General features: G+C 71.7%; 22 protein-coding genes, 1 tRNA gene and 2 pseudogenes. 9 read left to right on the plus strand and 16 right to left on the minus strand.

Annotated features, from left to right (window positions below):
- Window positions 1-146 precede the first annotated feature (146 nt).
- Both rfaE2 and Vqi01_RS08050 read left to right on the plus strand, forming a co-directional pair.
- Window positions 147-2,084 carry a D-glycero-beta-D-manno-heptose 1-phosphate adenylyltransferase gene (rfaE2, locus tag Vqi01_RS08045; protein ID WP_204033979.1) on the plus strand — a complete coding sequence of 646 codons (1,938 nt, stop codon included), beginning with the start codon at window positions 147-149 and terminating at the stop codon, window positions 2,082-2,084.
- A pseudogene (locus Vqi01_RS08050) lies at window positions 2,081-2,929 on the plus strand (glycosyltransferase family 2 protein); the annotation flags it as partial. The gene rfaE2 and the pseudogene Vqi01_RS08050, both read left to right, overlap by 4 nt.
- Before the next feature lie 132 nt (window positions 2,930-3,061).
- Here the strand turns inward: Vqi01_RS08050 and Vqi01_RS08055 are convergent.
- The 3 genes from Vqi01_RS08055 to Vqi01_RS08065 are packed head-to-tail and all read right to left on the minus strand — an operon-like array spanning window position 3,062 to window position 5,208.
- The gene (locus Vqi01_RS08055; protein ID WP_204033982.1) at window positions 3,062-4,168 is read right to left on the minus strand and encodes a glycosyltransferase family 9 protein; all 1,107 of its coding nucleotides are present in this window, start codon (window positions 4,166-4,168) and stop codon (window positions 3,062-3,064) included.
- A gap of 9 nt (window positions 4,169-4,177) precedes the next feature.
- On the minus strand, window positions 4,178-4,708 hold the full coding sequence (locus Vqi01_RS08060; protein ID WP_204033983.1) for an Hsp20/alpha crystallin family protein: 531 nt from the start codon (window positions 4,706-4,708) through the stop codon (window positions 4,178-4,180).
- Entirely contained in the window at window positions 4,705-5,208 is a 504-nt protein-coding gene (locus Vqi01_RS08065) for a DUF2231 domain-containing protein (protein WP_204033984.1), read from the minus strand. Before Vqi01_RS08065 ends, Vqi01_RS08060 begins: the two co-directional genes overlap by 4 nt.
- Before the next feature lie 177 nt (window positions 5,209-5,385).
- On the opposite strand from Vqi01_RS08065, the pseudogene Vqi01_RS08070 reads away from it, so the two are divergent.
- Window positions 5,386-5,838 (plus strand): annotated as a pseudogene (locus Vqi01_RS08070) (MSMEG_1061 family FMN-dependent PPOX-type flavoprotein); the annotation flags it as partial.
- Here the strand turns inward: Vqi01_RS08070 and Vqi01_RS30640 are convergent.
- Window positions 5,829-6,194, minus strand: a complete 366-nt coding sequence (locus Vqi01_RS30640) for a hypothetical protein (protein ID WP_239098253.1) — start codon at window positions 6,192-6,194, stop codon at window positions 5,829-5,831. The pseudogene Vqi01_RS08070 and the gene Vqi01_RS30640 overlap by 10 nt on opposite strands.
- A gap of 322 nt (window positions 6,195-6,516) precedes the next feature.
- On the opposite strand from Vqi01_RS30640, the gene Vqi01_RS08080 reads away from it, so the two are divergent.
- Entirely contained in the window at window positions 6,517-7,176 is a 660-nt protein-coding gene (locus Vqi01_RS08080; RefSeq protein WP_204033986.1) for a HEAT repeat domain-containing protein, read from the plus strand.
- Window positions 7,177-7,182: 6 nt separating this feature from the next.
- A complete protein-coding gene (locus Vqi01_RS08085) occupies window positions 7,183-8,187 on the plus strand; it encodes a MerR family transcriptional regulator (protein WP_204033987.1) in 1,005 nt (334 codons plus the stop codon).
- On the opposite strand, the gene Vqi01_RS08090 is transcribed toward Vqi01_RS08085, so the two are convergent.
- From Vqi01_RS08090 to Vqi01_RS08105, 4 genes are all read right to left on the minus strand, one after another.
- A complete protein-coding gene (locus Vqi01_RS08090; RefSeq protein WP_204033988.1) occupies window positions 8,147-8,644 on the minus strand; it encodes a uridine kinase family protein in 498 nt (165 codons plus the stop codon). The two genes, Vqi01_RS08085 and Vqi01_RS08090, sit on opposite strands and share 41 nt — an antisense overlap.
- 150 nt (window positions 8,645-8,794) lie before the next feature.
- Window positions 8,795-9,436 (minus strand): hypothetical protein, encoded by a 642-nt coding sequence (locus tag Vqi01_RS08095; RefSeq protein WP_204033989.1) that lies wholly within the window; start codon window positions 9,434-9,436, stop codon window positions 8,795-8,797.
- Window positions 9,433-9,948 carry a SigE family RNA polymerase sigma factor gene (locus tag Vqi01_RS08100; RefSeq protein WP_204033991.1) on the minus strand — a complete coding sequence of 172 codons (516 nt, stop codon included), beginning with the start codon at window positions 9,946-9,948 and terminating at the stop codon, window positions 9,433-9,435. Before Vqi01_RS08100 ends, Vqi01_RS08095 begins: the two co-directional genes overlap by 4 nt.
- Window positions 9,949-10,235: 287 nt before the next feature.
- A tRNA-Thr gene (locus Vqi01_RS08105) sits at window positions 10,236-10,308 on the minus strand.
- Between the two features lie 290 nt (window positions 10,309-10,598).
- Between Vqi01_RS08105 and Vqi01_RS08110 the strand changes: the two genes are divergently transcribed.
- Complete coding sequence (locus Vqi01_RS08110) at window positions 10,599-12,314, plus strand: metallophosphoesterase family protein (RefSeq protein WP_204034125.1); 1,716 nt, start codon at window positions 10,599-10,601, stop codon at window positions 12,312-12,314.
- Between the two features lie 188 nt (window positions 12,315-12,502).
- Here Vqi01_RS08110 and Vqi01_RS08115 read toward each other — a convergent pair whose 3' ends face one another.
- The 6 genes from Vqi01_RS08115 to tmk form a co-directional block, all read right to left on the minus strand.
- Window positions 12,503-13,339 carry a PSP1 domain-containing protein gene (locus Vqi01_RS08115; RefSeq protein WP_204033992.1) on the minus strand — a complete coding sequence of 279 codons (837 nt, stop codon included), beginning with the start codon at window positions 13,337-13,339 and terminating at the stop codon, window positions 12,503-12,505.
- A gap of 105 nt (window positions 13,340-13,444) precedes the next feature.
- A complete protein-coding gene (locus Vqi01_RS08120; protein WP_204033993.1) occupies window positions 13,445-14,149 on the minus strand; it encodes a hypothetical protein in 705 nt (234 codons plus the stop codon).
- Window positions 14,149-14,454, minus strand: a complete 306-nt coding sequence (locus Vqi01_RS08125) for a hypothetical protein (protein WP_204033994.1) — start codon at window positions 14,452-14,454, stop codon at window positions 14,149-14,151. Before Vqi01_RS08125 ends, Vqi01_RS08120 begins: the two co-directional genes overlap by 1 nt.
- A 1-nt stretch (window position 14,455) precedes the next feature.
- Complete coding sequence (locus Vqi01_RS08130) at window positions 14,456-14,785, minus strand: YbaB/EbfC family nucleoid-associated protein (RefSeq protein WP_204033996.1); 330 nt, start codon at window positions 14,783-14,785, stop codon at window positions 14,456-14,458.
- A gap of 131 nt (window positions 14,786-14,916) precedes the next feature.
- Window positions 14,917-16,173, minus strand: coding sequence for a DNA polymerase III subunit delta' (locus Vqi01_RS08135; protein WP_204033997.1), 1,257 nt, complete (start codon window positions 16,171-16,173; stop codon window positions 14,917-14,919).
- Window positions 16,173-18,263 (minus strand): dTMP kinase, encoded by a 2,091-nt coding sequence (gene tmk / locus Vqi01_RS08140; RefSeq protein ID WP_204034126.1) that lies wholly within the window; start codon window positions 18,261-18,263, stop codon window positions 16,173-16,175. Before tmk ends, Vqi01_RS08135 begins: the two co-directional genes overlap by 1 nt.
- A 313-nt stretch (window positions 18,264-18,576) precedes the next feature.
- Between tmk and Vqi01_RS08145 the strand changes: the two genes are divergently transcribed.
- Window positions 18,577-19,785, plus strand: coding sequence for an amino acid deaminase/aldolase (locus Vqi01_RS08145; protein WP_204033998.1), 1,209 nt, complete (start codon window positions 18,577-18,579; stop codon window positions 19,783-19,785).
- Between the two features lie 35 nt (window positions 19,786-19,820).
- Here the strand turns inward: Vqi01_RS08145 and Vqi01_RS08150 are convergent, their stop codons facing one another.
- Window positions 19,821-20,465, minus strand: coding sequence for a TetR/AcrR family transcriptional regulator (locus tag Vqi01_RS08150; protein WP_204034127.1), 645 nt, complete (start codon window positions 20,463-20,465; stop codon window positions 19,821-19,823).
- Between the two features lie 222 nt (window positions 20,466-20,687).
- Here Vqi01_RS08150 and Vqi01_RS08155 point away from each other — a divergent pair, with 222 nt between their 5' ends.
- Together Vqi01_RS08155 and Vqi01_RS08160 are read left to right on the plus strand one after the other, a co-directional pair.
- Window positions 20,688-22,001: a D-arabinono-1,4-lactone oxidase gene (locus tag Vqi01_RS08155; RefSeq protein ID WP_204033999.1), complete on the plus strand. Its 1,314-nt coding sequence runs from the start codon at window positions 20,688-20,690 to the stop codon at window positions 21,999-22,001.
- A 119-nt stretch (window positions 22,002-22,120) separates the two neighbouring features.
- Window positions 22,121-23,104, plus strand: a complete 984-nt coding sequence (locus Vqi01_RS08160) for a DUF559 domain-containing protein (protein ID WP_204034001.1) — start codon at window positions 22,121-22,123, stop codon at window positions 23,102-23,104.
- 64 nt (window positions 23,105-23,168) lie between these two features.
- Here Vqi01_RS08160 and topA read toward each other — a convergent pair whose 3' ends face one another.
- A complete protein-coding gene (topA, locus tag Vqi01_RS08165) occupies window positions 23,169-25,916 on the minus strand; it encodes a type I DNA topoisomerase (RefSeq protein ID WP_204034002.1) in 2,748 nt (915 codons plus the stop codon).
- Window positions 25,917-26,069 lie beyond the last annotated feature (153 nt).

Raw genomic sequence — 26,069 nt, forward strand, 5'->3', positions numbered from 1 at the left:
ACGCCTCCGGTAGAGGAAGGGCCCCTTCTTAACACCTCTTCCTTGCCGCGCCGTTGTGCCGGCTCGCAGCGCGCTGTCCCTGCGGGTTCGGCTTCCTGCGCCCCGAGCGGCAGGTTTGACTCCCCTGGCCGGGGGGATCCGCCGGCATGGCACGAGCAGCGGATCACCTCCGACTCGCCGATATCGTGCAGAGCTGGCGTGGGCGCCCGGTGCTGGTGATCGGTGACGCCATGCTCGACGAATGGCGGTTCGCCGACTCGGACCGGCTGTGCCGGGAGGCCCCGGCCCCGGTCCTCACCCTGCGCCGCCGCATCTCCGCCGCGGGCGGGGCCGCCAACACCGCCGTCAACATCGCCATGCTGGGCGGGCGGTCGGTGCTCGTCGCACCGGTCGGGGCGGATGTCGCCGGCGACGAATTGCACGACTGCCTGGACCGGGCGGGCGTCTGGGACCGCACGGTCAGCCAGCCCGGCCGCCCCACCCCGATCAAGCGCCGGATGCTGGCCGGCGACCAGATCCTGCTACGGGAGGACTCCGGCGAACCGGACGATCCGCTCAGCGACGTCGGGGTTGACTGCCTGCTGACCGCCCTCGAATGCGCGACCGAGGAGTTGCAGGCCGTAGCCGGGGACGCCGCCCCGGCCCTGGTGATCTGCGATTACGGCCTGGGTGCCCTGCCCGCGCCGGTACGCGCCTGGCTGGTCGCGGAACGGGACCGGTACGCCACCGTCGCCCTGGACGCGCACGACCTCGCCGACTGGGCTGGCCTCGCCCCGACCGTGGTGACCCCGAGCTTCGCCGAGGCAGCCCGGCTGCTGGCCCGCGCCCGCACCGGTGCAAGGGCCGCCGCCACGCCGCCCTCCGCAGCCGGTGGCCGTGACGGCGTGGGCAGCGACACGAGCCAAGCGACCGACACGAGCCATGCGATCGGCGCGGATCAGGGTGGCACGGCTGGCGTCCGCGAGGGCGGCGGCCGCCATCTGCACCTGGAGCATCCGGAGGTCGACCCGTTCGACGGCCCGTCCGAGTTGACCGTCGGCGCCGCGCCCGGCGGCTCGGGACTGCGGCGTACCGACGGGCCGACCGGCGAACCCACCCCGGGCGAGGGGCGGGTGGCGATGACCCGGGACGGGCTCAGCGTGACCGGCACCGGCGTGACCGTGAACGCCGACGCCGGTGCCGGCGTGGACCGGGCGATGCTGGCCGCGTCCCGGCTCGCCGAGCTGCGCGCCCACACCGGCGCGGAGGTGGTCGCGGTGACCCTGGACACCGACGGCGCGGTGGTCGGCGGCGCCGACGGGCAGCCGGCACGCAGCCACAGCATTCCGGTGCCGGCCAGCCACGCCGTCGGTGCCGGGGACGCGTACCTGGCGGCCATGACGTTGGCGCTGGCCGCTGACGCGCCGTTGTCGATCGCCGCTCAGCTGGCTCAGCTCGCCGCGACGAGCACCGTTGCCGGCACCGGCACCTGCGTCTGCCACCGGGAGGACCTGCTGGCCGCGCTGGGCCGGCCGGTGCCCGGCGGCGACGGTCAGCAGGTGCTGGTCGGCGCCGAAGGGCTGACCACGATCATCGCCGAGCACCGCCGAGCGGGCCGCTCCGTCGTCTTCACCAACGGCTGCTTCGATGTGCTGCACCGGGGGCACGTGCGCTACCTGGAACAGGCCCGCGCTCTCGGTGACCTGCTGGTGGTGGCGGTCAACTCCGACGACAGCGTACGACGACTCAAGGGGCCGGACCGGCCGATCAACCCGATCGAGGATCGCACCGCCCTGCTCGCCGCGCTGTCCTGCGTGGACCACGTGGTGGTCTTCGAGGAGGACTCGCCGGCCAAGCTGATCGAAGCCGTCCGACCGGACGTCTACGTCAAGGGCGGCGACTACCCGCCGGAGCTGGTGCCGGAGGCGCCGCTGGTGCAGCGGTTGGGCGGCCAGGTACGCACCCTCGGCTACGTGCCGGACCGCTCCACCTCCGCGATCATCGAGCGGATCCGGGCGTACGGTCAGCAGGGCGCGGCGGAGGTCGTCGCCGGCAGCCCGCCGACCGGCGTGACGGCACCGCCGGTGACCGGCAAGACGCCGTGAACCGACCGCTGGACGCCGGCTCGCTCGAGGATTTCCGTGCCGACCGCCTGCTCGACGTGCTGGTACCGACCCGTGACCGTCCCGCCGAGTTGGCCGTCACCCTCTCCGGACTCGCCGCCCAGGAGGGGGTGCCGGGGTTCGGCGTGGTGGTCAGCGACCAGTCCGACGGCGAGCCCGGGTACGTTCACCCGGCCGCGGCCACCATGGTCCGGGCACTGCGCCACCGTGGCCACCCGGTGCTGCTGACCCGCCGGCTGCCCCGGCGCGGCCTGGCCGAACACCGGGCGGCTCTGCTCGCCGCGTCCGCCGCCCGGTACGTGCTCTGTCTCGACGACGACGTATGGCTGGAACCGGGAACGCTACGCCGGCTGGTCACCGCGATCGAGGAGCTGGGCTGCGGCTTCGTCGGCAACGCGGTGCACGGCCTGTCCTACCTGGACGACGTACGACCGCAGACGCACCGGCACTACCAGGAGTGGACCGGCCGGCCCGTGCCGGAACGGGTTCGCCCGGGCACGCCCGAGTGGGACCGGGCGCAGATCCACTCGGCGGCGAACCTGCTGCACGTCACCGAGGCGCTGGCGCTGCCCGAGGGCAGTTGGCGTGCGTACCAGGTCTCCTGGATCGGGGGCTGCGTGCTGTACGACCGCGCCAAGCTGGTCGACTCCGGTGGCTTCGACTTCTGGCGCCGGGTGCCGGAGCAGCACCAGGGCGAGGACGTCGCCGCCCAGCTCGCCGTGCTGGCGCGCCACGGTGGTGCCGGCGTACTGCCCAGCGGGGCCTACCACCTGGAGTCTCCCACCACCGTCACCGAGCGCGACGTGGAGGCGTGGCAGGTCGTGCTCGCCGACGACGACGCCGGAGCCGATGCCGACGCCGACGCCGGAGCCGACGCCGACGCCGACGCCGACGCCGACGCGGCCGGATGTTAATAGGGGGCCCTTCCTCTACCGCAGGCGTTAATAAGGGGCCCTTCCTTACCCGAAAAGCAGCTCGCGGGCGGCTTCGAGGACCTCGGCTACTGGGACGTCGATGACGAAGGAGTCGCGGTGCGGGCACTCGCCGTCGCCGGGTCGGTGCGGGTAGATGCCGGGGGTGCAGTCCACGCCGCAGACCGGGCAGTGCAGCGTCCACGACGTGATCGGCCGGTGCCGGCCGCGCAGCGGAGTGGCCGTGTTGATCAGGTTGCCGACCCAGAAGATGCCGACCGTGGGGGCGCCGACGGCGGCGGCGAGGTGCAGCGGGCCGGTGTCGTTGGAGATCACCAGTGCGCAGCCGGCGTAGCAGCCGGCCAAACCGCCAAGGCTCAGGGTGCCCACCAACGGCCGCACCGGCACCCCGGCCGCCGTCACCACCTGGTCGACCACCTCCTGCTCGGCGGGGGTGCCGGTGACCAGCACCTCGTACCCGTCGGCGTGCAGCGTTCGGGCCACCTGGGCGAACCGGTCGGCGGGCCAACGCCGCCGGGTGTCGGTCGCTCCCGGATGCAGCGCCACCCGGGGGCGCTGCGGATCACCGAGCACGGAGCGCGCCTCGGCGCGGTCGGCGTCGGTCACCGCCAGCGCCGGCGTGATCGTGGTGGCCGGGGCACCGACCAGCGCCGCCACCTCCAGGTAGCGGATCACCTCCGGCTGGTAGTAGACGTAACGCAGCCAGCGGTCCAACGGTGGGGCGTCCTCGGCGCGCAGCCCGGCGGTGACCCGGGCACCCAGCGCGGCGACCAACGGGTTGGAGTTCGCGCCGCCGCCATGCAGTTGCAGCGCCAGGTCTAAGTCTTCCGCGCGGGCCTCGGCCAGGAAGTCCACCATGCTCGACTCGGCCTCGCCGTCGGTCGCCGCGCGGATCCCAGGTGCGGGCGGCACCACCAGCACCCGGTCCAATGGCCCCGGCCGGTCGTGCCAGAGCGCCGCGTGCCACGGCGCGCCGAGCAGCACGATCTCCGCCTGCGGGTACGCCGAGCGCAGCGCCTCCAGCGCCGGCAGTACGAAGATGAAGTCGCCGAGTGCGTTGGCGCGCAGCACGGCGATCCGGGCCACGTCGGGCACCAACCCGACGGCCGGGGTGAGCAGGGCCGGGGCGGCCACGACTGGCCGCTACCGGCCGGGCTCGCCGACGGCGACATCCGGCTGGTGCAGTTCCCGGTCCGCGGCCGGGTCGGCGCTCGGCGTACCACGGAACGAGCCGGTGCGGCGTGGCCCGGTGCGGCCGACGGTGATGGTGCGCGGCGTGGGTCGGATCGCCCGGGGCAGCCGCACCCGGAGCAGACCGTGATCCATGACCGCGTCGATCGCGTCCGCGTCCACCCGCGCCGGCAGCGGTACCCGATACTCGAAGCCACGCGTCTCGAACCCGTCGGGGATCCCGTGGTCGGCGTTGACCTCGGCCTCCGTGCGGGCGCGTACGCACAGCTCGCGGTCGTCCACCTCCACCGCGACCTCCTCCGGGGCAACTCCCGGCAGCCGGACGACCACCTCCCAGCCGTCGGCGGTCTCGCCCATCTCCACCTCGGGCGGCCCCGGTCGGCCACCGACCAACCGGCTCAGTTCGGCCCGCAACGACTGCAACTCGCCCAGCGGATCCCAGCCCTGCTGTCCGCCCCGCCAGCCGCGTCCCGGTCCCGTCATCGCACATCTCCCATCCGATGGCTGCTCGCTGCTCTTAGCGAACTCGGCGCGTCGAGGTGGGCGTCCCGGTCCACGCCCACACCGAGCCGGTCGACCAGTTCCCCGCCGAGCCAGGCGCTGACGCCGAGGATGCCCAGCGCGACCACCTCGATGGCGATCAACGCGCCACCGGCGGCCCGCGAGTCGGCGTTGAGCCGCACCACCCAGACCGCCGCGAAAAGCAGGATCACCGCGAGGTTGGCGGCGGCGTGGGTGAGCCCCACCCGCTTGGCCCGGGTGCCGGTCGGGATGGCCAGCAGGTCGAACGTCCCGGCCGCCGCGGCCAGCAGGCCGCCGATCAGGCCGACGGTGATGTTCCAGTACGCCACCTCGCCGAGGAACGCCGGCCCGCCGACGGTGTCGATGATGTCGAACAGCACCGCTGTGACGAACAGGGCGGCCGGAAACATCACCAGCATCGGGTGGACGGGGTGACCCAGGATCTTGAGTCGACTCTCCATCTCCGGGCCTCCACGGTTTCCTGGTCATGGCGGCGTGCTCCCGCCCGGTGGGAGCCGTACCCCGGCCCGCACCGGACAAACCTCGCGGTAGACGCGAGTAAGCTGATCGTGGCGGTTTCCCGTTTCGGGGCCGCCGTCATGGTCAACGCCACGGGGGAGGCACACAGTGACCGTGGAGATCACGGGCCCAAGGGCGACCCGCCCGGCTTCGCGCTCGTGCTGGACGACCGGACCATCGCCATCCCCGAGCACCCGGGCAACAGGCGGGCCGACGGCTACCGCAACATCCTGGAGAATCCGCACGCCGGGCTGATCTTCTTCATCCCGGGCCGCACCGACACGCTACGGATCAACGGCCGGGCCCGATTGCTCAGCGACGCACCCTGGTTCGACCAGATGGTGGTCCAAGGCCACCGACCGGTGCTCGCCATCGTGGTCGAGATCGAGCAGATCTTCTACCACTGCGCGAAGGCGTTCCTCCGCTCCCAGTTGTGGCAGCCGGAGACCTGGCCGTCGGATCCGCTGCCCAGCCGAGCCCGCCTGGTCAAGGAGGTCGAGGCTCCGGCGGACACCCTGACCGAGTTGGAGCGCCACTACGGCCCCGACTACGCCCGCAGCCTCTACGCCTGACCCGACCTCGCCGGTGGGTGCCCGGCCCCGTGGTGAGGCACCTGCTCAAACAGGTTCCGGCGCCGCCGGATCTGGCCAAGCTTCAGCACGCCAGCCGCGACGGCGACGTGGGCGACGGTGGGAGCGAGCACGGCAACCGCAGCGACCAGGCACGACCACAATGCCGCGGCGACCGGTTCCCCGGTCGCGACTGCCACGACAGCCATGTAGACCGCGGCCAGACCTGCCGCACCCGCGCACGTGATCAGCAACTTCGTGCGAAACCGTCCGTCCTTCGTGGCGGCATCACCGATCAAGCCGGCCGGCACGAACAGCAGCGGCACCAGGACGACACCCACAGCAGCAGCGATCAGCATCAGGATGAGCCCTCCGAGTGGTCCACCCAGACCCTCATTCGCTACCAACGCGTACCCGATCAGTCCGAGGTAGACGACGGCTGCCTGCCCGACGAACACCAACCAGGCGGCAGCCGCACCAGCGAGGTGCCGAGCAAGCTTTCCGATCACGATGCCACCCCGTAAGACACTCAGCTAGATCATCGGATCGTAGGCGACATGCCGGTGAGCAGAAGCGCCGGCCGCCAGGAGCGCGATTTCGCTGCCGCGCCATCTCACCGCGTGACTCCGCTTGACCTTGTCACGGTGACAAGGTCTTGGCTGGGGCCAGGAGGTGGTCCCGATGAGCACGTCGGAACAGGACGTCCGCGCTCTCCAAGGGCTGGAAAACAGCAATTCGTCGGTGCGGCTACGGGCAGCGATGGCGGTTGGCACCGTACCGGACCCGCGCTTCGTCGACGCGCTCATCGGGCGATGCGCGATCGAAACCGACTTCTCCGTACGCGAGATGCTCACCTGGGCACTCACCCGCCACCCGGCGTCGCTGACCGTTCCGAAGCTCGTCGGTGAACTCCGCTCCGAGCGTGCGCAGGCCCGGAGCCAGGCGTTGCACACGCTGTCCAAGATCGGTGATCGGCGAGCGTGGCCGGCGATCACCCCGGCGCTGCTGATCGACGCGGATGACGAGGTGGCGCGCAGCGCCTGGCGAGCAGCCGTCGCACTCGTACCCGAAGATGAGAAACCGGAGTTGGCCAGGGTGTTGACGACGCAGCTCGGGCGCGGCGGGCATGAGATGCAGTTGAGCCTCAGCCGGGCGTTGATCGCGCTCGGTGAGATGATCGAGCCGATCCTGCGCGCCGCGACCACGGATCCCGACCCGCGCGTATGTCAGCACGCGGTCGCCACGCAACACTTGCTGCACGACCCGGACGCCGGATTCGAGTTCGCGATCGAGGAGGCGAAGCGCGTCGTGGCCCTCGGCGGGGCCAGCCAGGAGGGATGACCGGCAGTGTTGATCGGTGAGGTGGCCCGACGCTCCGGGGTCAGCGCCCGCATGCTCCGGCACTACGAGTCACTCGGCCTGGTGCGGCCCACCGGTCGCACCGGCTCGGGCTATCGCGAGTACTCCAGCGAGGACATCCGGCGCATTCTCCACATTGAGAGCCTGCGGTCACTGGGGCTGTCGCTGCGCGAAGTCGGACGGGCGCTCGATGATCCCGACTTCACCCCCGCGGCGCTGGTCGACGACCTCATCCGCCAGACGCGAGCGCGCATCGCGGCCGAGGCGGAGTTGCTCACCCGACTCCGACGGATCGGTGCCGCAGAACCCGCCGGCTGGGAGGACGTCCTCCAGATCGTCGCCCTCCTCCAAGCATTGAGGTCGGAGAGCGCCGGGCAACGCCAGTGGGCGGCCCTCTCCTCGGTCAGCGAGGTGCCGGTGCCGGTGGAGGCACTGGTCGAGGCGGTGCTGGGCGAGTCGGACCCGAACGTCGCCGGTGCCCTTCGGTGGGCGCTGGCCCAGTCGGGCGATGCCGGATTGGCGCTGCTGGCAGCGGGGCTCGACGCGCCCGTGGCCGAGGTACGCAGACGAGCCGTCCAGGCCATCGCCGAGATCCGGGAGGATGCCGCCACCGCACTGCTGCGGGACGCCCTCGCGAACTCCGACATCGTGGTCCGCCGGTACGCTGCCCTGGCGCTCGGGGCACGTGGCGTCACCGACGCCGTCCCGACCCTCATCGACATGATCGTCGAAGAGGCGAATGACGTCGATGCGGCCGATACGCTGAGCGCGCTGGCGAGTGACGCCACGCTGGCGGATCAGATCGCCGCCAGACTCGTGGACCGCCTCGCCCACGGCACCGCTGACTCGTCGGCACGGCGACGGCTGGCCCAGGCGCTCGCGGACATCCCCGGGCCCACGGCGTCACGGGCCCTCGCCGAGCTGTCAGCCGACGAAGATCGCGGCGTCGCCCTCACCGCGATCTACGTTTGCAAGCTGCGCGACGCGCGCTAACCCCTCGATATGCCTCTGTGGCATGACGCTCGTGAGGAGATGACGCCTCCGGCGGGCGGTGAGCCACTTCAGGCCGCGCCGCGGTTACTGGCCCGCGGCGGCCTTGTCGACACTGATCAATGGCCGGTACCAGCCCGCCGGCCGGCAGCCAGCTGTAAGGCCGGTAGCGGGCCGGCTGGCCCAACTTCAGGAGTTCGAGCGCCTCATGGCGGAGGCGTTGCCAGTCGAAGTACTGCTGTAGGCCCTCCTCGGGGCTCAATGCCCAGCGCTGCTCGTGCGGCATGTCGCGGTAGAAGTCATCGACGTGCACCACGCTGGCATCCAACCGTGTGGCGAGCACCTCGGCGAGTGTGCTGGTTCCTGCGGCGCTTGGCCCGTCCACGGCGATCACGAACGGGCGGGGTCGTGCGTCGGTGACGAGACCGACCACCAGGTCGGCTGATTGTTCGGGGCTCACGGTACTCAGTGAACTCGCCGGCCCGCCGGGGTGGCTAGTGCACTGCTCGTGTTGCGTGCCCTGCGTTCAGCGTGTGTCGAATGTTCACGCGGCGAAGCCCAGGTCGGTGACCTGGGCTTCCTGCCGAGCCGCCTATCGGAATACGGACCGTCAGCCGACTACGCGTTCGGCCCCCGGCTGGACGTGGATACCGTCGGCGAACTCGACGATGTCCTGCTGGGTCCAGCCGCGGGCGTCCCAGAACTGCACCAGCATCCAGACGCCGTCGGGCTGCTTGACCCACAGATTCTTGCCGCCCTCAGAGCCATCGGCAGCCTCCAGCACGCCAGGCTTGCCGCCGACCTCAAGCTGCGTACCGGTCGGGGTTCGGTGGTCATCCCTCGACTGCAGCACGATGGCGATCTTGCCCACGAACACATCCGGGTTCTTGTCCGCCGCGTTCTTCGGGGCGATCGTCAGATTGCCGGTACTGCCGCCCTGAACCTCCCAGCCCGCGGGAACCTTGTCGATCGTGAAGCCTTGTGGCTGTTCGCCCTCGTAGGCCACGAGGCGGGCAGCGACGACTTGGGCCGATGCCTTGTCGCGGGGGGTGGTGGCCGGGCCAGTCTGGGTGCTGATGGTGACGGCGGCGACCAGCGCTGCGGCCGCGATGGCTGAGGTACCGAGCGCGCGGGCGAACCGGCGGCGGCGCAGCGCCCGGCGGCCCCGGGCCAGGTCGGCGTCAGCCTCCGCAGCCGACGGCTCGGCGGCCGAGCCGGCGATCCGGTCGAGCCGGTCGTGCAGATCCATCATCGGATGACTCCTGTCAGGGGATACTGGGCAAGGGCAGCCCGCAACCGGTCCAGGGCGCGGGCGGTCTGGCTCTTCACTGTTCCCTCAGAGCAGCCGAGCGCGTCGGCGGTGTCGGCTACACCAAGGTCGTAGAAGTAGCGGAACACAACTGCGGCGCGCATCTTCGGTGGCAGGGCGCGAAGGGCCGCGCGCAGGCCCTCATCGAGGTCGCCGCCGCTGCCCGGTTCGGCGCGGGGCCGGTCCGGGAGTTCCGCCACCGAGCGTTCGTGGCGGCGCCACCACCGACGGCGTTCGTCGGTGAGCGTGTTGACCAGGGTCCGGCGCAGGTAGCCCTCGATGTTGTCCGCCCGCTGGAACGCCGGCCAGGAGACGTACAGCTTGGTCAGGGTGGACTGGACCAGATCCTCGGCCAGATGCGCGTCGCCCGCGGTCAACAGCGTCGCCGTTCGTACCAGCCCGGCACGCCGGCTGAGCACGAAGCTGTGGAACTGCTCGTCACGGTCGGATTTCACACCCTCTCCTTCACTCTCACGGTCCCATGACGATTCGCGGGCGAGCGGGGTTGCATGGCGGATATGGAGAACGTCTCCGGGGCTTTTCACCCGGTCCGGCAGCGCCTCGACTCCGCACGACCTGCGGCACACAGCGGCGAACCTGGCCGTGGGGGCGGGTGCCAGCTGGCTGGACGAGGCGGTCGCGGCGCGGAACAAGGACCATGTAAGGACTCGGCCTGCCAGCAGCGACGTGGCCGACCCTGAAAGCGGCGAAGCCCAGGTCGGTGACCTGGGCTTGCGTGCCGAGCCGCCTATCGGAATCGAACCGATGACCTACGCATTACGAGTGCGTCGCTCTGCCGACTGAGCTAAGGCGGCAACGGTGGTCAAGTGTACGGCACGCGCTGACCCCGGGTGGAGCGGGATTGCCGATCCGCCAAGCGGACGCCGGGGCGCTTGCGGCACAGCACGCCCGGGCGGTCGGCACTAGGCTGCGGCGGGTGACCGAGGATCCCACCCCCCGCGACGAACCGGTCGACACTCCCGACGACGGTCCGCGCCCCGAGTCCGCCAACCGAACGCCGCCGTCCGGCCCGAGCACCGCAGAGCCACCGGCCGAGGCGTATGACAGCGAATCGCCGGGCGCCGCGACCGGTCGGGCGGCGCCGCTGGGGCCGTACGCCGAGGAGTCGGACGGTGGGCGGGTGGCGCGCCGGCCGCGCAGCACCGACCCGCTGGAGCTGGGGTTCACGCCGCGCAAGCCGGTGCCGTGGCTTGCGCCGTTCCTGCTGGTCAGCACCGGCCTGCGTACGCTGCTGGCGATGTTGTTCGGGGCGTACCTGGACAAACGTGAGCTGCAGAAGGCCCTCGACGCGGAGGTCGGCAAGCAGGTCGGGCCGGACGGTGGGCTCTGGCTGGACTACGTGGCCGATCTGGGCGACGGCTTCAACGCCACGTACTCGGTGGCCTACCTGCTCGCCCAGCCCGAGCTGGTGGTGGACGGGCACCGGCTGCCCCGGGCGCAGACCCTGGTGATGGGGGGCGACCAGGTCTACCCGTCGGCCGACTACGCGGCGTACGAGGATCGCTGCAAGGGGCCCTACCAGGCGGCGCTGCCGGGCACCCCGCCGGAACAGCCGACGGTCTTCGCGGTCCCCGGCAACCATGACTGGTACGACGGGCTGACCGCGTTCCTCCGACTCTTCGTCCGCAGCCGGGACCGCCACTTCGGCGGCTGGCGTACCGGTCAGTCCCGCTCGTACTTCGCCGTCGAGCTGCCCGCCGACTGGTGGCTGCTCGGCCTGGACGACCAGTCCGGCTCATACGTCGACGATCCGCAGCTGACCTATTTCGACGCGGTGGCGAAGAAGCTGGGACCGCAGAGCAGGGTGATCCTGGCCGTGCCGGCACCGGCGTGGGTCAAGGCCGTCGACCACCCCACGGCGTACGACTCGATCGACTATTTCATCCGGACCATCGTCGCGCCCACCGGAGCCCGGGTACGCCTGCTGATCTCCGGCGACCTGCACCACTACGCCCGGTACACCGGGCCGGACGACCGTCAGTTGATCACCTCCGGCAGCGGCGGCGCATACCTGTACCCCACGCACAAGCTGCCCGAGCGGATCGAGGTGCCACCCCGGGACACCCTGGCCCGCCGGTCCAGCCCGTCCCAGACGTACGACCTGGCCGGCCGTTACCCCGACGCGGCCCGCTCCCGACGGTACGGCTGGGGGATCTTCGGCCGGCTGCCCCGCCGCAACCCGGGCTTCGCGGCGCTGCTCGGCGTCCTGCACACCCTGCTGATGTTCTCCATGGCCGGGGTGGCCGACTTCCGGTCCGTGGCCTCCGAACAGCGTCTGTTCAGCGTGCCGCTGGTGATGATGGTGCTGGTGACGGTCCTCGCGGCAGCGCTGTTCGCCAAGCCGCCCAGTTCGAGCGGCAAGCGGCACGCGCGGCACTGGATCCTCGGTGTCGCGCACGGCCTCGTCCATGTCGGATTGGCCGCCGCCGGCACCTGGGCCTGGCTGGCCCTGCCCTTCCACGAATGGCCCTGGCCACTGCCGGCGGTCGCCGCGGCAACCATCTACCTGCCGGTCAGCGGTCTGGTCGCCAGCCAGTTGGTGGCCGCGTACCTGCTGGTCGCCAGCGGGTTCGGGGTGAACGTGAACGAACTCTTCGCCGGTCAGGGCATCGAGGACGCGAAGGGCTTCGTACGCCTGCGCATCGATCCCGACGGCACCCTCACGATCTACCCCATCGCGATCGACCGGGTGGCCCGCGAGTGGCGCGTCAATCCGGACGACTCCCCCGATTCCTCCTGGCTGACCCCCACCACCCCTCTACACCCCCGCCTGGCCGAACCCCCCACCACCCTCACCTGACGCCACCACCCCGCCGCCCTACGTCGGTCCGGCTCTCTACGCCACCCGCGCGATCTTGCACTTTTGGTCGCTGGTTAGTCACGTTATGCGGCTTTTATGAGGACACAAAGTGCAAGATCGCGGCCGGGAGGAGGTGGGGCGGGGAGGGGCCGGGAGGGCGGGGAGGGGGGAGGGGGGAGGGGTTTGGGTTATGGGGTGTAGTGGGTGTCGTGGGCGCGGCGGGAGCCGCAGACGTCGGCGCGGGAGCACATGGAGCGTGAGCCGTCGGCGTCCAGGCGGACGGTCACGGCGTCTCTCGGCACGCTGTGGCCGACCACGCGGCCCTCCCCTTCCGGCGTGGTGACGCGGGCGCCGATCTCCGGAGCGGATTCCTGGAATTTGGCGTACAGGGGGTGTTCGTACTTCAGGCAGCACATCAGCCGACCGCAGGCGCCGGAGATGCGCAGCGGGTTGAGTGGGAGGTCCTGATCCTTGGCCATCCGGATGGTGACCGGCTCGAAGTCGGTCAGGAAGGTGGCGCAGCACAGGTCACGCCCGCAGGAACCGATGCCGCCCTGCACCCGCGCCGAGTCCCGGGCCGAGAGCTGGCGCAGCTCCACCCGACAGTGCAGGGTCGCCCCGAGATCGCGTACCAGCGAGCGGAAGTCGACCCGATGTGGGGCGGTGAAGTAGATGGTGCTCCGCTCGCTGCCGCCCTCACCGCCGGGCACGTGGTCGACCGCCACCACCCTCATCGGCAGTCCGTGCTCGCGGATCAGCCGCTTGGCCGCGATCTTCGCCTCGGCCTTGCGTCGGCGCAGGGCCTCGTCCCGGCGCAGGTCCTCCTCCTGGGCCATTCCGGCCAGCCGGGGAAAACCGTCGGTCTCCTCGGTGACCCACTGCGCCGCCCAGACACACTCGGCCACCTCGGGACCGTCGTCGGTGGGCACCAGCACCTTGTCGCCCACCTGCGGGCGCAGATCGCCCGGATCGAGGTAGTAGAGGCGCCCGTACCGCTGAAAACTGACCGCGCAGAGCATGCCCATGCCCTTCACCCTACGACGCCGCACCGTGATCCCGCCGCGCCGGCGACACGTGCCACCACACCGAGCGACCATCCAGGACTGTCGACTCGATCGACCCCGGCCTGGTCACCAGCCGATGCGGGTCGTCCGGGTGCCGGGCGCGGCACCGCCGCCGTCGGATCGGGGCCGGGTGCCGGGCGGGCGCCAGGGAGATTCGGCCAGGCTCGGCCCCCACTGCCGCAGCAGGGTTTCCGCCCCGTCATACGCCACGCAGAGCACGGCCAGCACCCGGGCGGCGATCTCGGCGGCACCGGCGTTGCCCGGTGACGACGGCCCGGAGTGGGACTGCTCACGGGACAACGAGGTGGCCGCGACGACCGCCACCGCCTCGGCCGAGCCGATCACGTCGGCCAGTGCTCGCGCGACGGCGAGCCGGCTGTCCTCCACCCAGTGGGCGAGCGCGTCGGCGTAACCGGCGGTCGCCTCCAGCCGCCCGACCAGGCTCTCCGGCCCCTCGTCCAGGTGGCGCAGCAGCATCGCCCGGGATTGGTCGTACGCCGCGGCGGCCGACCCGGACCAGAGCAGCGGGTCGGCCAGCGCGGCGCAGGCGTGGTCGTACCCCTGGATGTGCCGGCGCACCGCGTGCCCGGCACCGGCCAGCGGCGCGGGGCGCAGGTCGAGGAAGCTGCGCAGCGCGTCGCCGGGAAGCACCTGCATCCGCCGCAGCAGCGGCCAGACCCGATGCCCTTCGGGTGCGCCGGCGGCGAGCAGGGCGTCGACCCGGCGCAGCAGGTCGAGCCCGGGCTCGGCGAGCCGGTCCAGGGCGTCCATCACGCCTCCCCCACCAGTCGGCGGGCGGCGACCGAGTCGGTGTCGGCATATCGGTCGGCGGCCTGACGTAGCGCGTCCGCCGTGGCCGCCAGCCCCGCCGCCGCGGCGTGCGCCTCCCGGGCCCGATCACCGGTGGCGGCGACCCACTGCCGGTGCAGCGCCCGCCCGATCTCGCCCGGCCGCCCGGGGGCGTCGGCACCGAACGCCACCTGCGCCGGGTCGGTGGCGGTGACCGAGCGGGAGAGCGCGGTCAGGGCGGCGCTCGCCTCGTCGAGCCGGTCGGCCAGGGCACGAAGATCGTTCACCTCACGCCCCCGCCAGCGGCCGGTAGGCGGTGAAGGTCTCGTTGTGCAACTTCTCCCGCGCCCACTGTGCGGCGTCTGCGGCGGCGGACACCGCGGCGCGCACCGAACCGGCCACGTCGCGCGGCGCCCGGTTGTGCAGCGGACCGAGGAACCGCACGTCGGTGATCCGGCCGCTGGCGGTCACCACCACCTCCACCAGGCCGTCCGGTGACCGTACGGTCACCTCGACCGTCGCCACGGCCCGGTCGAACTCGGCCTGGAGGGACTCGATCCGGCGGTAGCGCCGGATCGCCTCCTCGATCCACGCCTCGTCGATCTCACCCCGTGGCATCGGCGGACTCCTCCCCCAGCTGTCCTCACTGTCCGTGCCGCCACCGTCACCACGGCACACCGGACCGTACCGCACGTGAATTGCGCCTGTCGATGCCTGTGGACAACGTCCGGCCGGGACTACCGTCGAGGTCAGCCCTTCCAGAGGGCGAGCATCATGGATTCCACGGCGATCCGGGGCTTGACGTTGGCCTCGATCGCGGTACGGCAGGCGAGCACCGCCTCCAGCCGCCGCAGCGCCCCCTCCGCCTGCCAGCTGCGGGCTCCCGCGCCGGCCAGCTCGGCGGTGTCGGTGTGCACCGGCGCCACCGGCGCGCCCAGGGCCATGGTCAACGCGTCCCGGTAGAACGCGGCCAGGTCGACCAGGGCCCGGTCCAGCGCGTCCCGCTGGGCCCGGGTCGCCCGCGACTTCTGGCGCCGCTCCAGATCCTTCAACTGCCCGGCGGCCCCCCGGGCGGCACCGGCCGCGCCCCGACCGGTGCCACCCGCACCGAGCGCGGTCTCCAGCGCCGCGCGCTCCGCCGCGTCGATCTCCGCCACCGACGCCTCCGCCTCCGCCTCGGCCGCCTCGATGAGCGCGGACGCCGCGTCGAATGCGGCGCCGACGCCGGTCAGCCGACGCGGCACCGCGAGCACCGCCTCCCGTCGGGCTCGGGCCTGCGGGTCGTTGGCCAACCGCCGGGCCCGCCCCACGTGGCCCTGGGTGGCCGCCGCCGCCCACCGCGCCACGTCGGGCGCGATCCCGTCGCGCCGAGCCAGCACCTCGGCCACCGCGTCGGTCGGCGGCTGCCGCAGGGGTACGACCCGGCAGCGCGACCGGATGGTCACCGAGATGTCGTCCGGGTGGGTGGAGGGCGCGCAGAGCAGGAAGACGGTCCGCGGCGGGGGCTCCTCCACCGCCTTGAGCAGCGCGTTTCCGGCCGCCTCGGTCAGCCGGTCGGCGTCCTCGATGATCACGATCTGCCAGCGACCGCCGGACGGGGTGCTGGCCGCCCGGAGCACCAGCGCGCGCATGTCGTTGACGCCGATGGAGAGCCCTTCGGGCACCACCAGCCGCACGTCGGCGTGGGTGCCGGCCAGGGTGGTGTGACACCCGGGGCACTGCCCGCATCCGGTGCCGTGCATGCACTGCAACGCGGCCGCGAAGGCCCGCGCCGCGACCGACCGTCCCGACCCGGGCGGGCCGGTGAAGATCCACGCATGGGTCATCCCCGCGCCCGGGTCATCTCCGGCCCGGGTCGGGGCCGCGTCGGGCTCCTCCGCCGGGGCGGTCGTGGCCGCCTCCCGCTCGCCTGCGGCGCGCAGGACGGCCGCAGCCGCCGCCGCAGCGTGGCGCAGCGTGTCCACCGCCTCGTCCTGCCCAACCAGGTCGGCGAAGGCGTCCGGCATCAGGTCCGCTCCGTCGTCACCAGCTCCGTGGGGGATAACTCGGACTGTACCGGGATGTCCGGGCCGTTCGCCGGGCCCGGGTTCGCGCCGGAGGCGCCGAGCAACTCCTCCACCCGGCGGGCCACCCGCTCGGCGATCTCATCGGCCGGTCGGGCGGCGTCGAGCACCAGGTAGCGCTTCGGGTCGGCGGCGGCGAGGTCGAGGAAGGCGTACCGGACCCGCTCGTGGAAGGCGACCGACTCGGCCTCCAGCCGGTCGGCGGCCTCGTTGCGCGCCGCGACCCGGGACAGCCCGGTATGCGGGTCGACGTCCAGCAGCACCACCAGGTCGGGCTTGAGCCCGCCGGTGGCCCACGAGGAGAGCCAGGAGACCTCGTCGACCGGCAGCGTACGGCCGGCGCCCTGGTACGCCAGGGAGGAGTCGACGTACCGGTCGCTGATGACCACGGCACCCCGGACCAGGGCGGGCCGGACCACCGTGGCCACGTGGTGCGCCCGGTCGGCGGCGTAGAGCAGCGCCTCCGCGCGCGGCGAGGGTGCCTCGTCGACGGCGGTGTCGAGCACCAGCGAGCGGATCCGCTCGCCGATGCCGGTGGCACCCGGTTCCCGGGTGACCACCACGTCCCGCCCCTCGTCCCGCAGCCGCCCGGCGAGTGCGGCGAGCTGGGTCGACTTGCCCGCGCCCTCGCCGCCCTCGAAGACCACGAAGAGCCCGGCCGAGACGAACCGCTCGGCCGGCATCAGCGGGCGACCCCGGATCGATCCCCAGAGGTCGGCCAGGACCGGGACGCCCTTCTTGTCGTCCATCTGGCCGAACGCGCTGATCCCGGCGAAGATCCCGGCCGCGCCGGCGGCGAGCAGCAGCAGACGGGTGGCGGAGACCGAGATGCCGAGATCGGCGATGGTCAGCATGCGGGACCCACCGACACCGGCGAGCAGGCTGCCCAGCGCGATGGCGAGGATCAGCACCATCCGGGTGCCGATCTGCACCACGGCGAAGACGCGGCCGCGCACCTCGTCGGCGACCTCGCCGCCGAGCAGGGTGGTGCCGGCGAGGAAGGCCATCCCGGCACCGGCGCCGACCAGGACCGCACCGACCAGGGCCATGGACAGGTGGATGGCGAAGGCGAGGGTCATCACCGAGGCGCTGGCCAGCACGATGCTCATGCCGAACCAGCGGCGCCGGGACAGGTCCCGGACGATCATCGGGCCGAGCCCGATACCGACCGCCAGACCAACGAAGATCGCACCGAAGAGCAGGGAGAACGCGGCGTCACCGGCGCCGAGGGAGTCGGCGAAGAACCGGCCGGTGCCGATGACGATGCCGCCACTGGCGAAGGCGCCGAAGATGCCGAGGACCAGCCCTCGGACCAGCGGAGTCTTTCCGATGAACCGCCAGCCCTCCACGAACTGGCGCAGCATGCTCTGCTCGGTGTGCTCCCGCGCGCCGTCCCGCGCCTGGCTGATCTCCTTGATGCCGAACGCCACCACCACGGCGGTGGCCAGCCGCGAGAACGCGTTGAACCAGAGGGCGAGCTGGGCGGGCTCGGCCCAGTTGGGCGCGTTGTCCCCCACGGCGGCCCGGACGATCCCGTCCAGCGACGCGGCAACCACCGCGGCGATAACGGGGGTGAGGCCGTACGTGGTGATGAGGGTGAGCTGGTTGGCCGTCTCCAGCCGGGCCCGCGGGATGAGGTTCGGTACCGCGGCCTCCTTGGCCGGGATCCAGAGCAGGGTGACCGTCTCGATCAGGAACGTGGCGATCACCGCCCAGCTGACCACCCGCGCGCCGCTGGCGCCGGTGAGCGCGTAAAGCGGGATGGACGCGAACAGCACGAACCGCAGCACGTCGCAGATGACCATCGTCCAGCGCCGGTCGAACCGGTCGGCGAGCACCCCGGCGACCGGGCCGAGCAACAGCGCGGGCAGCAGCCGGACGGCGATCACGCCGCCGAAGGCGGCACCCTTGGCAGTGTTTCCCTCCACCTGGGCGGCGGCGAAGACGCTGGTGGCGAGCAGGCCGAACCAGTCACCGAAGGAGGCCACGCCGAGCACGACCCAGAGTCGGCGGAACGGCCGGATGCGCAGCACGGAGCGAATCGCCGGGTAACCGCTCAGGTCGGCCTGACCGCCGGGCGGGTTGCCGGGGCGGCCGGCTGTGCTGGCGGGTTGGTCCGCGGACGGCGACACGCCGGACGACTCGCCGTTGAACTGGCTTTCGATGGCCGTACCTCCACGTGCCGGCCCATCGCTGGGCACCCCCGGTGGAACACTCTAGACCCGACGGGGTTTTCTCCCGTCGTGCATCACCTGCTCGTCGCAGCCTAGGCCGCCGTCGCCAGCCCGTCGGGCAGGCAGATGCGAGGGCATTTCGCATTAACGGTTTCACAGTTAGCGTGCAGACGTGGCCACCGACAGCGAGAACCTGCGCCACCGGCTGGACCGGGCGACCGCGCATCTCGACCCGCCGTACGCGGTGGTCGACCTCACCGCCTTCGACACCAACGCCGCCGCGCTCGCCGGCCGGGCCGGCGGCAAGCCGCTGCGGATCGCCAGCAAGTCGCTGCGCAGCCGCGATCTGATCACCCGCGCGCTGAGCCGACCGGGCTGGCACGGGGTGATGGCCTTCACGCTGCCCGAGGCGATCTGGCTGATCCGCACCGCGGTCACCGCCAACGTGGTGGTGGCGTACCCCACGGTCGATCGACGGGCGCTGGCCGAGTTGGCGGCCGATCCGGCCCTCGCCGCAGCCATCACCCTGATGGTCGACGACCCCGACCAGCTCGACTTCTGTGACGCGGTGTGCGCGCCGGGCCGCCGTCCCGAGTTGCGGATCTGCCTCGACCTGGACGCGTCGTGGCGACTGCTGGGCGGGCGGGTGCACATCGGGGTGCGCCGCTCGCCGGTGCACACCGCCCGGGCGGCCGGCCGGCTGGCCGCCACCGTCGCCGCCCGGCCGGGCTTCCGGCTGGTCGGGCTGATGTCGTACGAGGCACAGATCGCCGGCCTGGGCGACGCGCCGCCCGGGCGGGCGATGCTCGGCACCGCGATCCGCTTGGCCCAGCGCGGCTCGTACCGCGAGCTGCTGGCCCGCCGGGGTGCGGCGGCGGCCGCCGTACGCCAGCACGCCGAGCTGGAGTTCGTCAACGGCGGCGGCACCGGCAGCGTGGCCATGACCAGCGCCGATCCCGCGGTCACGGAGGTCACCGTGGGATCGGGCCTGTACGGGCCGACGCTGTTCGACGCGTATCGCGGCTGGCGCCCCACCCCGGCGGCGTTCTTCGCCTGCGCGGTGGTACGCCGGCCGGCACCGGGGCTGGCCACCGTGCTCGGCGGTGGCTGGATCGCCTCCGGCCCGGCCGCCGCCAGCCGGCAGCCGCGGCCATGGTTGCCCGCCGGGCTCAAACTGATCGGCGCCGAGGGTGCCGGCGAGGTGCAGACCCCCCTGGGCGGCGCGACGGCCGCCACCCTGCGCCCCGGCGACCGCGTCTGGTTCCGTCACGCCAAGTCGGGTGAGTTGTGCGAACGCGTCAACGAGCTGCACCTGGTGGAGGGCGACGAGGTGGTGGCCACCGTGCCGACCTACCGGGGCGAGGGGCGAGCCTTCCTCTGAACCGGGCCGAGCCTTCCTCGGAGTCGGGCCGAGCGTCAGGCGGAACCGGCCGTCGCCTCCGCAGACTCCACGATCTGGTCGTCGACCGGCTTCGCGGGTTGCACGACCGGCCGCTGGCCAGCCTCGCCTCGAGTGTCCACCTGACGATGCAGGTACTCACGGATCAACGCCTTGGCCTCGGTCAGCACCCGGTCGTCGCCGTCCGACGTACGGCGGAACGCGAGTTTGATGAGCGCGTCGGCCACCTCCACCGCGATCTCCAGATGGAAGCGCAGGTCGGGCCCGTCGGCCAGCCCGAACCGCTCGGTGAGCACCCGGGCCAGTTGGTCCGCGATCACCCCGTTGTTGTCCCGCTGCTCATCGAGCAGATGCAGGTCGACCACGTCGCCGAAGTGCAGGGTACGGAACCCGGGAACGGTACGGTGCATCGTGATGTATTCGTCGATGCCCGCGTCGACCCCGTCCCACCAGTAGGTCAGGTCGTCCGAGGCGAAGCGCTCGTCGAGTCGTTGGAGGTAGGACTCCATCGTGCGCAGGGTCAGCGCCTGCACGATCGCCCGCTTGTCCGGAAAGAACTGGTAGACCGACCCGATCGCCACCTCGGCCCGCTCGGCGAGCAGGGTGGTGGTCAGCCCCTCGTACCCCACCTCGTCGACGAGTTCGGCGCAGGCGTCCAGCATCCGCTGAACGCGCGCGACACTACGGCCCTGCACTGGTACCCGGCGCAGCGGCCCGGTCGTGGCGGCTGAAGTGGACACTCGCCACCCCCTCTCGACGGATGAACATATCTACAGGTCACGACTTCGTGACTACCGGTATAACGAGCGGACCTCGATTGCGGTGTTTACCAGGGATAACGTTCCTGATATGAGTTTGGTTCATATTCGTGTCGAGGAGTGCCAATGGCTGAATCTGCACCCGCCGATGCCGCCTGGTCCAACTGGGCCGGCAACCAACACAGCGTCGCGACCGCAGTCCTGCGGCCCTGCACCATCGCCGAAGTCGCCGAACAGGTCCGCTGCGCCGCCGAGACCGGTGAGCGGATCCGCCCGACCGGCAGCGGCCACTCCTTCACTCCCGTCGCGGTCAGCGACGGACGGCGGATGGACCTCACCCGACTCGCCGTCGACATACGCGTGGACATCGATCGGCGCCTGGTCACCGTACCGTCCGGAATGACCCTGCGGCAGCTCAACGTCCTACTCGCCAGTCACCACCTGGCGCTGCCCAACCTCGGCGACATCGACGCGCAGACCGTGGCCGGCGCGATCTCCACCGGCACTCACGGTACGGGTGCGGCGTACGGCGGCCTGGCCACCTTCGTCGAGGCGTTGACCCTGGTCACCGGGGCCGGCGAGGTGCTGCACTGCTCCGCCGACGAACGTCCCGACGTGTTCGACGCGGCCCGGGTCTCCCTCGGCGCGCTCGGCGTACTGGTCGAGGTGACGCTGCGCTGCGTGGACGCCTTCGTGCTGCGGGCACACGAGCGCCCGGCGGCCCTGGACGCCGTGCTGGCCGATCTGTCCGGCCTGGTCAGCGAGCACGACCACGTGGAGTTCTTCTGGTTCCCGTACACCAGCCGCGTGCAACTGAAGATCAACGACCGGGTGGCCACCGACCACACCCCGCTACCCCGCTGGCGCGGCTGGCTGGACGACAGATTCCTGGCCAACACCGTCTTCGCCGGGGCCTGCCGGCTCGGTCGCGCAGCGCCGGCCCTGGCACCGACAATCAGCGCCGTCTCCGCGCGGGCGCTCAGCGAACGCCTCTACACCGGCCGCTCCGACGCGGTCTTCTGCAGCCCGCGCCGGGTCCGCTTCCTGGAGATGGAGTACGCGCTGCCGCGCGAGGCCCTGCCGGACGCCTTCGACGCGCTGCGCCGGATCGTCGACCGGCTGCCGTTCAAGGTGCTCTTTCCCGTCGAGGTGCGCTTCACCGCGGCCGACGAGATCTGGCTGTCGCACTCGTACGGGCGCGATTCGGCGTACGTCGCCCTGCACCAGTACGTCGGCATGCCCTACGAGCCGTACTTCCGAGCCTTCGAAGAAGTGGCGACTAGCCTGGGCGGTCGCCCGCACTGGGGCAAGCTGCACTGGCGGGACGCGGCCTCCCTGGCCCCCGCCTACCCCCACTGGCAGGACTTCCAACTCCTCCGCACCCGCCTCGACCCCCACGCCGTCCTCTCCACCCCCCACCTCACCCAGATCCTCGGCTAGCCCTAGCCGGATTTCAGATCTTGGACTGAAACTGCCCCTATAGGGGCGCTCGAGGTCCAAGATCCGCCGGCTGTCCACAGGGGCAGCGCGGGGAGACGGGTGGGCGGCAGGGTGGGGGGATGGTGAGCCAGGGAGTGGGGCGTGAGCTGCGGTCGATTTCACGGCGCGGGTGGAGGCCGGACCTGCCGGCGGATGACGCGGACGAGCTGACCTGGTTGCTGTTCCATCAGGAGCAGGTGCTCAGCCTCGACCAGGCCCGCCAGCACCTGTCGCCGAAGACGATCCGGCACCGGATCAAATCGGGTCGCTGGCAGCAGGTGCACCGGGCCGTCTACGTCACACACAACGGCCCGATCACACCCGCGCAACTGCCGTGGATAGCCGTCCTGTCCGCCGCCCCGGCGGCGGTGCTCGGCGGACTGAGCGCGGCACGGGCATGGGGCCTGCGCAGGCACGACGACGGGCTCGTGCACCTGCTTGTGCCGATGGCCCACCGACCGCGTTCGATGCCGCCCGGCGTGCGAGTGCACCGCACCACCATCCTGGCCGACGAGGACATCCTCGACGTGGGGCAGCCGCGCCGGACGATGCCGGCCCGGTCGATCGTGGACGCGGCGCAGTGGGCGCCCAGTGACCACGCAGCTTGTGCGATCATCGCGGCCGGCTTCCAGCAGCGCCTCGTCGGCGGCGACGATGTGCAGCGCGTACTCGATCGCCTGCCACGCGCACGGCGGCGCAGCTTGATCCGGCGGACCGCCATCGACGCGGCAGGTGGCGCGCACTCCCTGCCGGAGATGGACTTCCTCACGCTCGTCCGGCGCGCCGGGCTGCCCGAGCCGACCCGGCAGGCGGTCCGCCGGGACGCCGCCGGCCGGCGCCGCTACCTGGACGCGCTGTTCGAGGAATGGCGGGTGCACGTGGAGATTGACGGTGGCCAGCATCTCGACCCCGCCACGGCCTGGGCGGACATGCGCCGGCAGAACGACCTGTGGCAGAGCGGTGACCGGATACTTCGCTTCCCCGCCTGGGCCATCCGCCACACCCCCGCCGAAGTGGTCACCCAACTCCGCGCCGCGCTCCTAGCGGCCGGCTGGCATCCCTGACGCCGGCAGATCTTGGACCCGAAGTGCCCCTCTGGGGGCAGTTTCGGACCAAGATCCGGCGGGGTCAGGTTTTTTTGGCGGTCGCCTTCTTGGCGGGGGTCTTCTTCGCGACAGTTGTCTTCGCGGCAGTCTTCTTGGCGGCAGTCTTCTTGGCGGCCTTCTTCTTCGGGGCCGGGCCCTTCGCCCGCTTCTCGGCGAGCATCTCGGAAGCCTCCTCGAGGCTGAGCGCCTCGGGGGTCTGGCCGCGCCGCAGGGAGGCGTTGGTCTCCCCGTCGGTGACGTACGGGCCGAACCGGCCGTCCTTGATGACCAGCGGCTTCTCGGTCAGCGGGTCGACGCCCATCTCCCGCAGCGGCGGGGCAGCGGCCCGGCGCTGGCGGGTCTTCGGGGCGGCCAGCAGAGCCAGCGCCTCGTCCAGCGTGACGGTGAACATCTTCTCTTCCGACTCCAGCGAGCGGAACTCGTCACCACGCTTGACGTACGGGCCGTAGCGGCCGTTGTTGGCGAAGACCTCCTTGCCCTCGGGGTCGACGCCGACCAGCCGGGGCAGGCTGAGCAGCTTGAGCGCCTCGTCGAAGGTGAGCGTGTCCGGCGACTGGGAACGCAGCAGCGACGACTTGCGCTCACCGCTGGCCACGTACGGGCCGAACCGGCCGGACTTGAGCAGGATCGGCTCCCCGGTCGCCGGGTCGTCGCCGAGCTTGCGCTCGCCCCCGCCGCCGAGGAACAGCTCGTGCACCTTCTCCGGGGTCAGCTCGTCCGGCGCCAGGCCCTCGGGGATCGGCGCCCGGTCGCCCTGGCCGCCGCCTTCCTCGCCCTCGCCCGTGGGCTGCTCACCGGGGACGCTCCGCTGCAGGTACGGCCCGTACCGGCCGACCCGCACCACCACCTCACGCCCCTCGTCGTCGGTGAACAGCGGGATGGAGTTGACGCTGCGCGCATCGATCTCGTTGAGGTTTTCGGTGACCAGCTTCTTCAACCCGCCGGAGCGGGCGATGTCCTGGTCGCCGGCACCGTTGGTGGTGCCGAAGTAGAACGCGGTGAGGAAGTCGACCGCCGCGTGGTCCCCACCGGCGATCTCGTCCAGCTCGTTCTCCATGCTGGCCGTGAAGTCGTAGTCGATCAGGCGCGGATAGTGCCGCTCCATCAGCCCGATCACCGCGAACGCCAGGAACGACGGGATCATCGCCTGGCCGCGCTTGACGACGTATCCCCGGTCCTGGATGGTCTGCATGATCGACGCGTACGTGGACGGGCGTCCGATGCCCAGCTCCTCGAGGGCCTTGACCAGCGACGCCTCGGTGTAGCGGGCGGGTGGCTGGGTGTGGTGGCCCTGGGCGGCCAACTCGTCGGCGGTCAGCGGCTGGTCCTTCACCAGGTTGGGCAGGCGCCGCTCGGCATCCTCGGCCTCGGCGTTCTCGTCGTCGCTGGACTCGACGTACGCGCGCAGGAAGCCCGGGTCGGTGATGGTCTTGCCGGTGGCGCCGAAGTCGGCCTCCTCGCCGGCGGCCGTGGTCGCCCGGATCCGCACCGAGACGCTGGAGCCGACCGCGTCGGTCATCTGCGAGGCGATGGTGCGCCGCCAGATCAGCTCGTAGAGCTTGTACTCCTCGACCGACAGCTCGTTGCGCACCTCGCCCGGGGTGCGGAAGTTGTCCCCCGCCGGGCGGATCGCCTCGTGCGCCTCCTGGGCGTTCTTCACCTTGCCGGTGTAGCGGCGCGGCTCCGGCGGCACGCTGCGCTCGCCGTACAGCTCGACGATCTGCCGGCGGGCCGCCGCGATGGCGGTCTCCGACAGGTTCACCGAGTCGGTACGCATGTAGGTGATGTAGCCGTTCTCGTAGAGGCGCTGCGCGGTGCGCATCGTCTGCTGCGACGAGAACCGCAGCTTGCGGGCCGCCTCCTGCTGCAGGGTGGAGGTGATGAACGGCGCGTACGGGCGGCGGCGGTAGGGCTTCTCCTCGACCCGCGTGACGGTGAACGGCCGCCCTTCGAGGCGGGCGGCGAGCCCTCGGGCCCCGCCCTCGTCGAGGTGCACCACGCCCGCCCCGGCGCGCACCTTGCCGGTGGTCGGCTCGAAGTCCTTGCCGGTGGCGATCCGGTCGCCGTTCAGCGCGACCAGGGTGGCGTTGAAGGTACGCGGCCCCTCGCCGGCGTTCGCCGCGGACAGGGTGGCCAGGATGTCCCAGTACTCGGCGGTGCGGAACGCCATCCGCTGCCGCTCGCGCTCGACCACGATCCGGGTCGCCACGGACTGCACCCGGCCCGCCGAGAGCTTCGGCATGACCTTCTTCCACAGCACGGGGGAAACCTCGTAGCCGTAGAGCCGGTCGAGGATGCGCCGGGCCTCCTGGGCGTCGACCAGGTCGCGGTCGATCTCCCGGGGGTTGGCCACCGCCGCCCGGATCGCCGGCTTGGTGATCTCGTGGAAGACCATCCGCCGGACCGGCACCTTCGGCTTGAGGGTCTCCACCAGGTGCCAGGCGATCGCCTCGCCCTCGCGGTCCTCGTCCGTGGCCAGGAAAATCTCGTCGACCTCCTTGGCCAGCTTGGTCAGCTTGCTGATCTGCTGCTTGCGGTCGGCCGATACGACGTAGAGGGCGTGGAAGCCGTTGTCGACGTCGACCCCGAGCCGGGCCCACGGCTCGCCCTTGTACCGGGCAGGGACGTCGGCGGCGTTGCGGGGCAGGTCGCGGACGTGCCCGAAGCTGGCCTCCACGACGTACCCCGGGCCGAGGTAGCCCGAGATCGTCTTGGCCTTCGCCGGGGATTCGACGATGACCAGACGAGTGGTTCCAGCGTTGCTCGGCACGTCTGTTTCGACCTCTTTCCTGCTCGTGGGTGCGACTACGCCCGTTGTCGAGGCGCACTCGACCCACCGGTACCCGGTGGCCCGGATGTCCAACGTAACGCGCCGTCCGTGTTTCGGGTTTCGCGAACGGCGATCCCTCCGGGACGATCTGTG

It is taken from the genome of Micromonospora qiuiae, from assembly GCF_016863555.1.
GTDB lineage: Bacteria > Actinomycetota > Actinomycetes > Mycobacteriales > Micromonosporaceae > Micromonospora > Micromonospora qiuiae.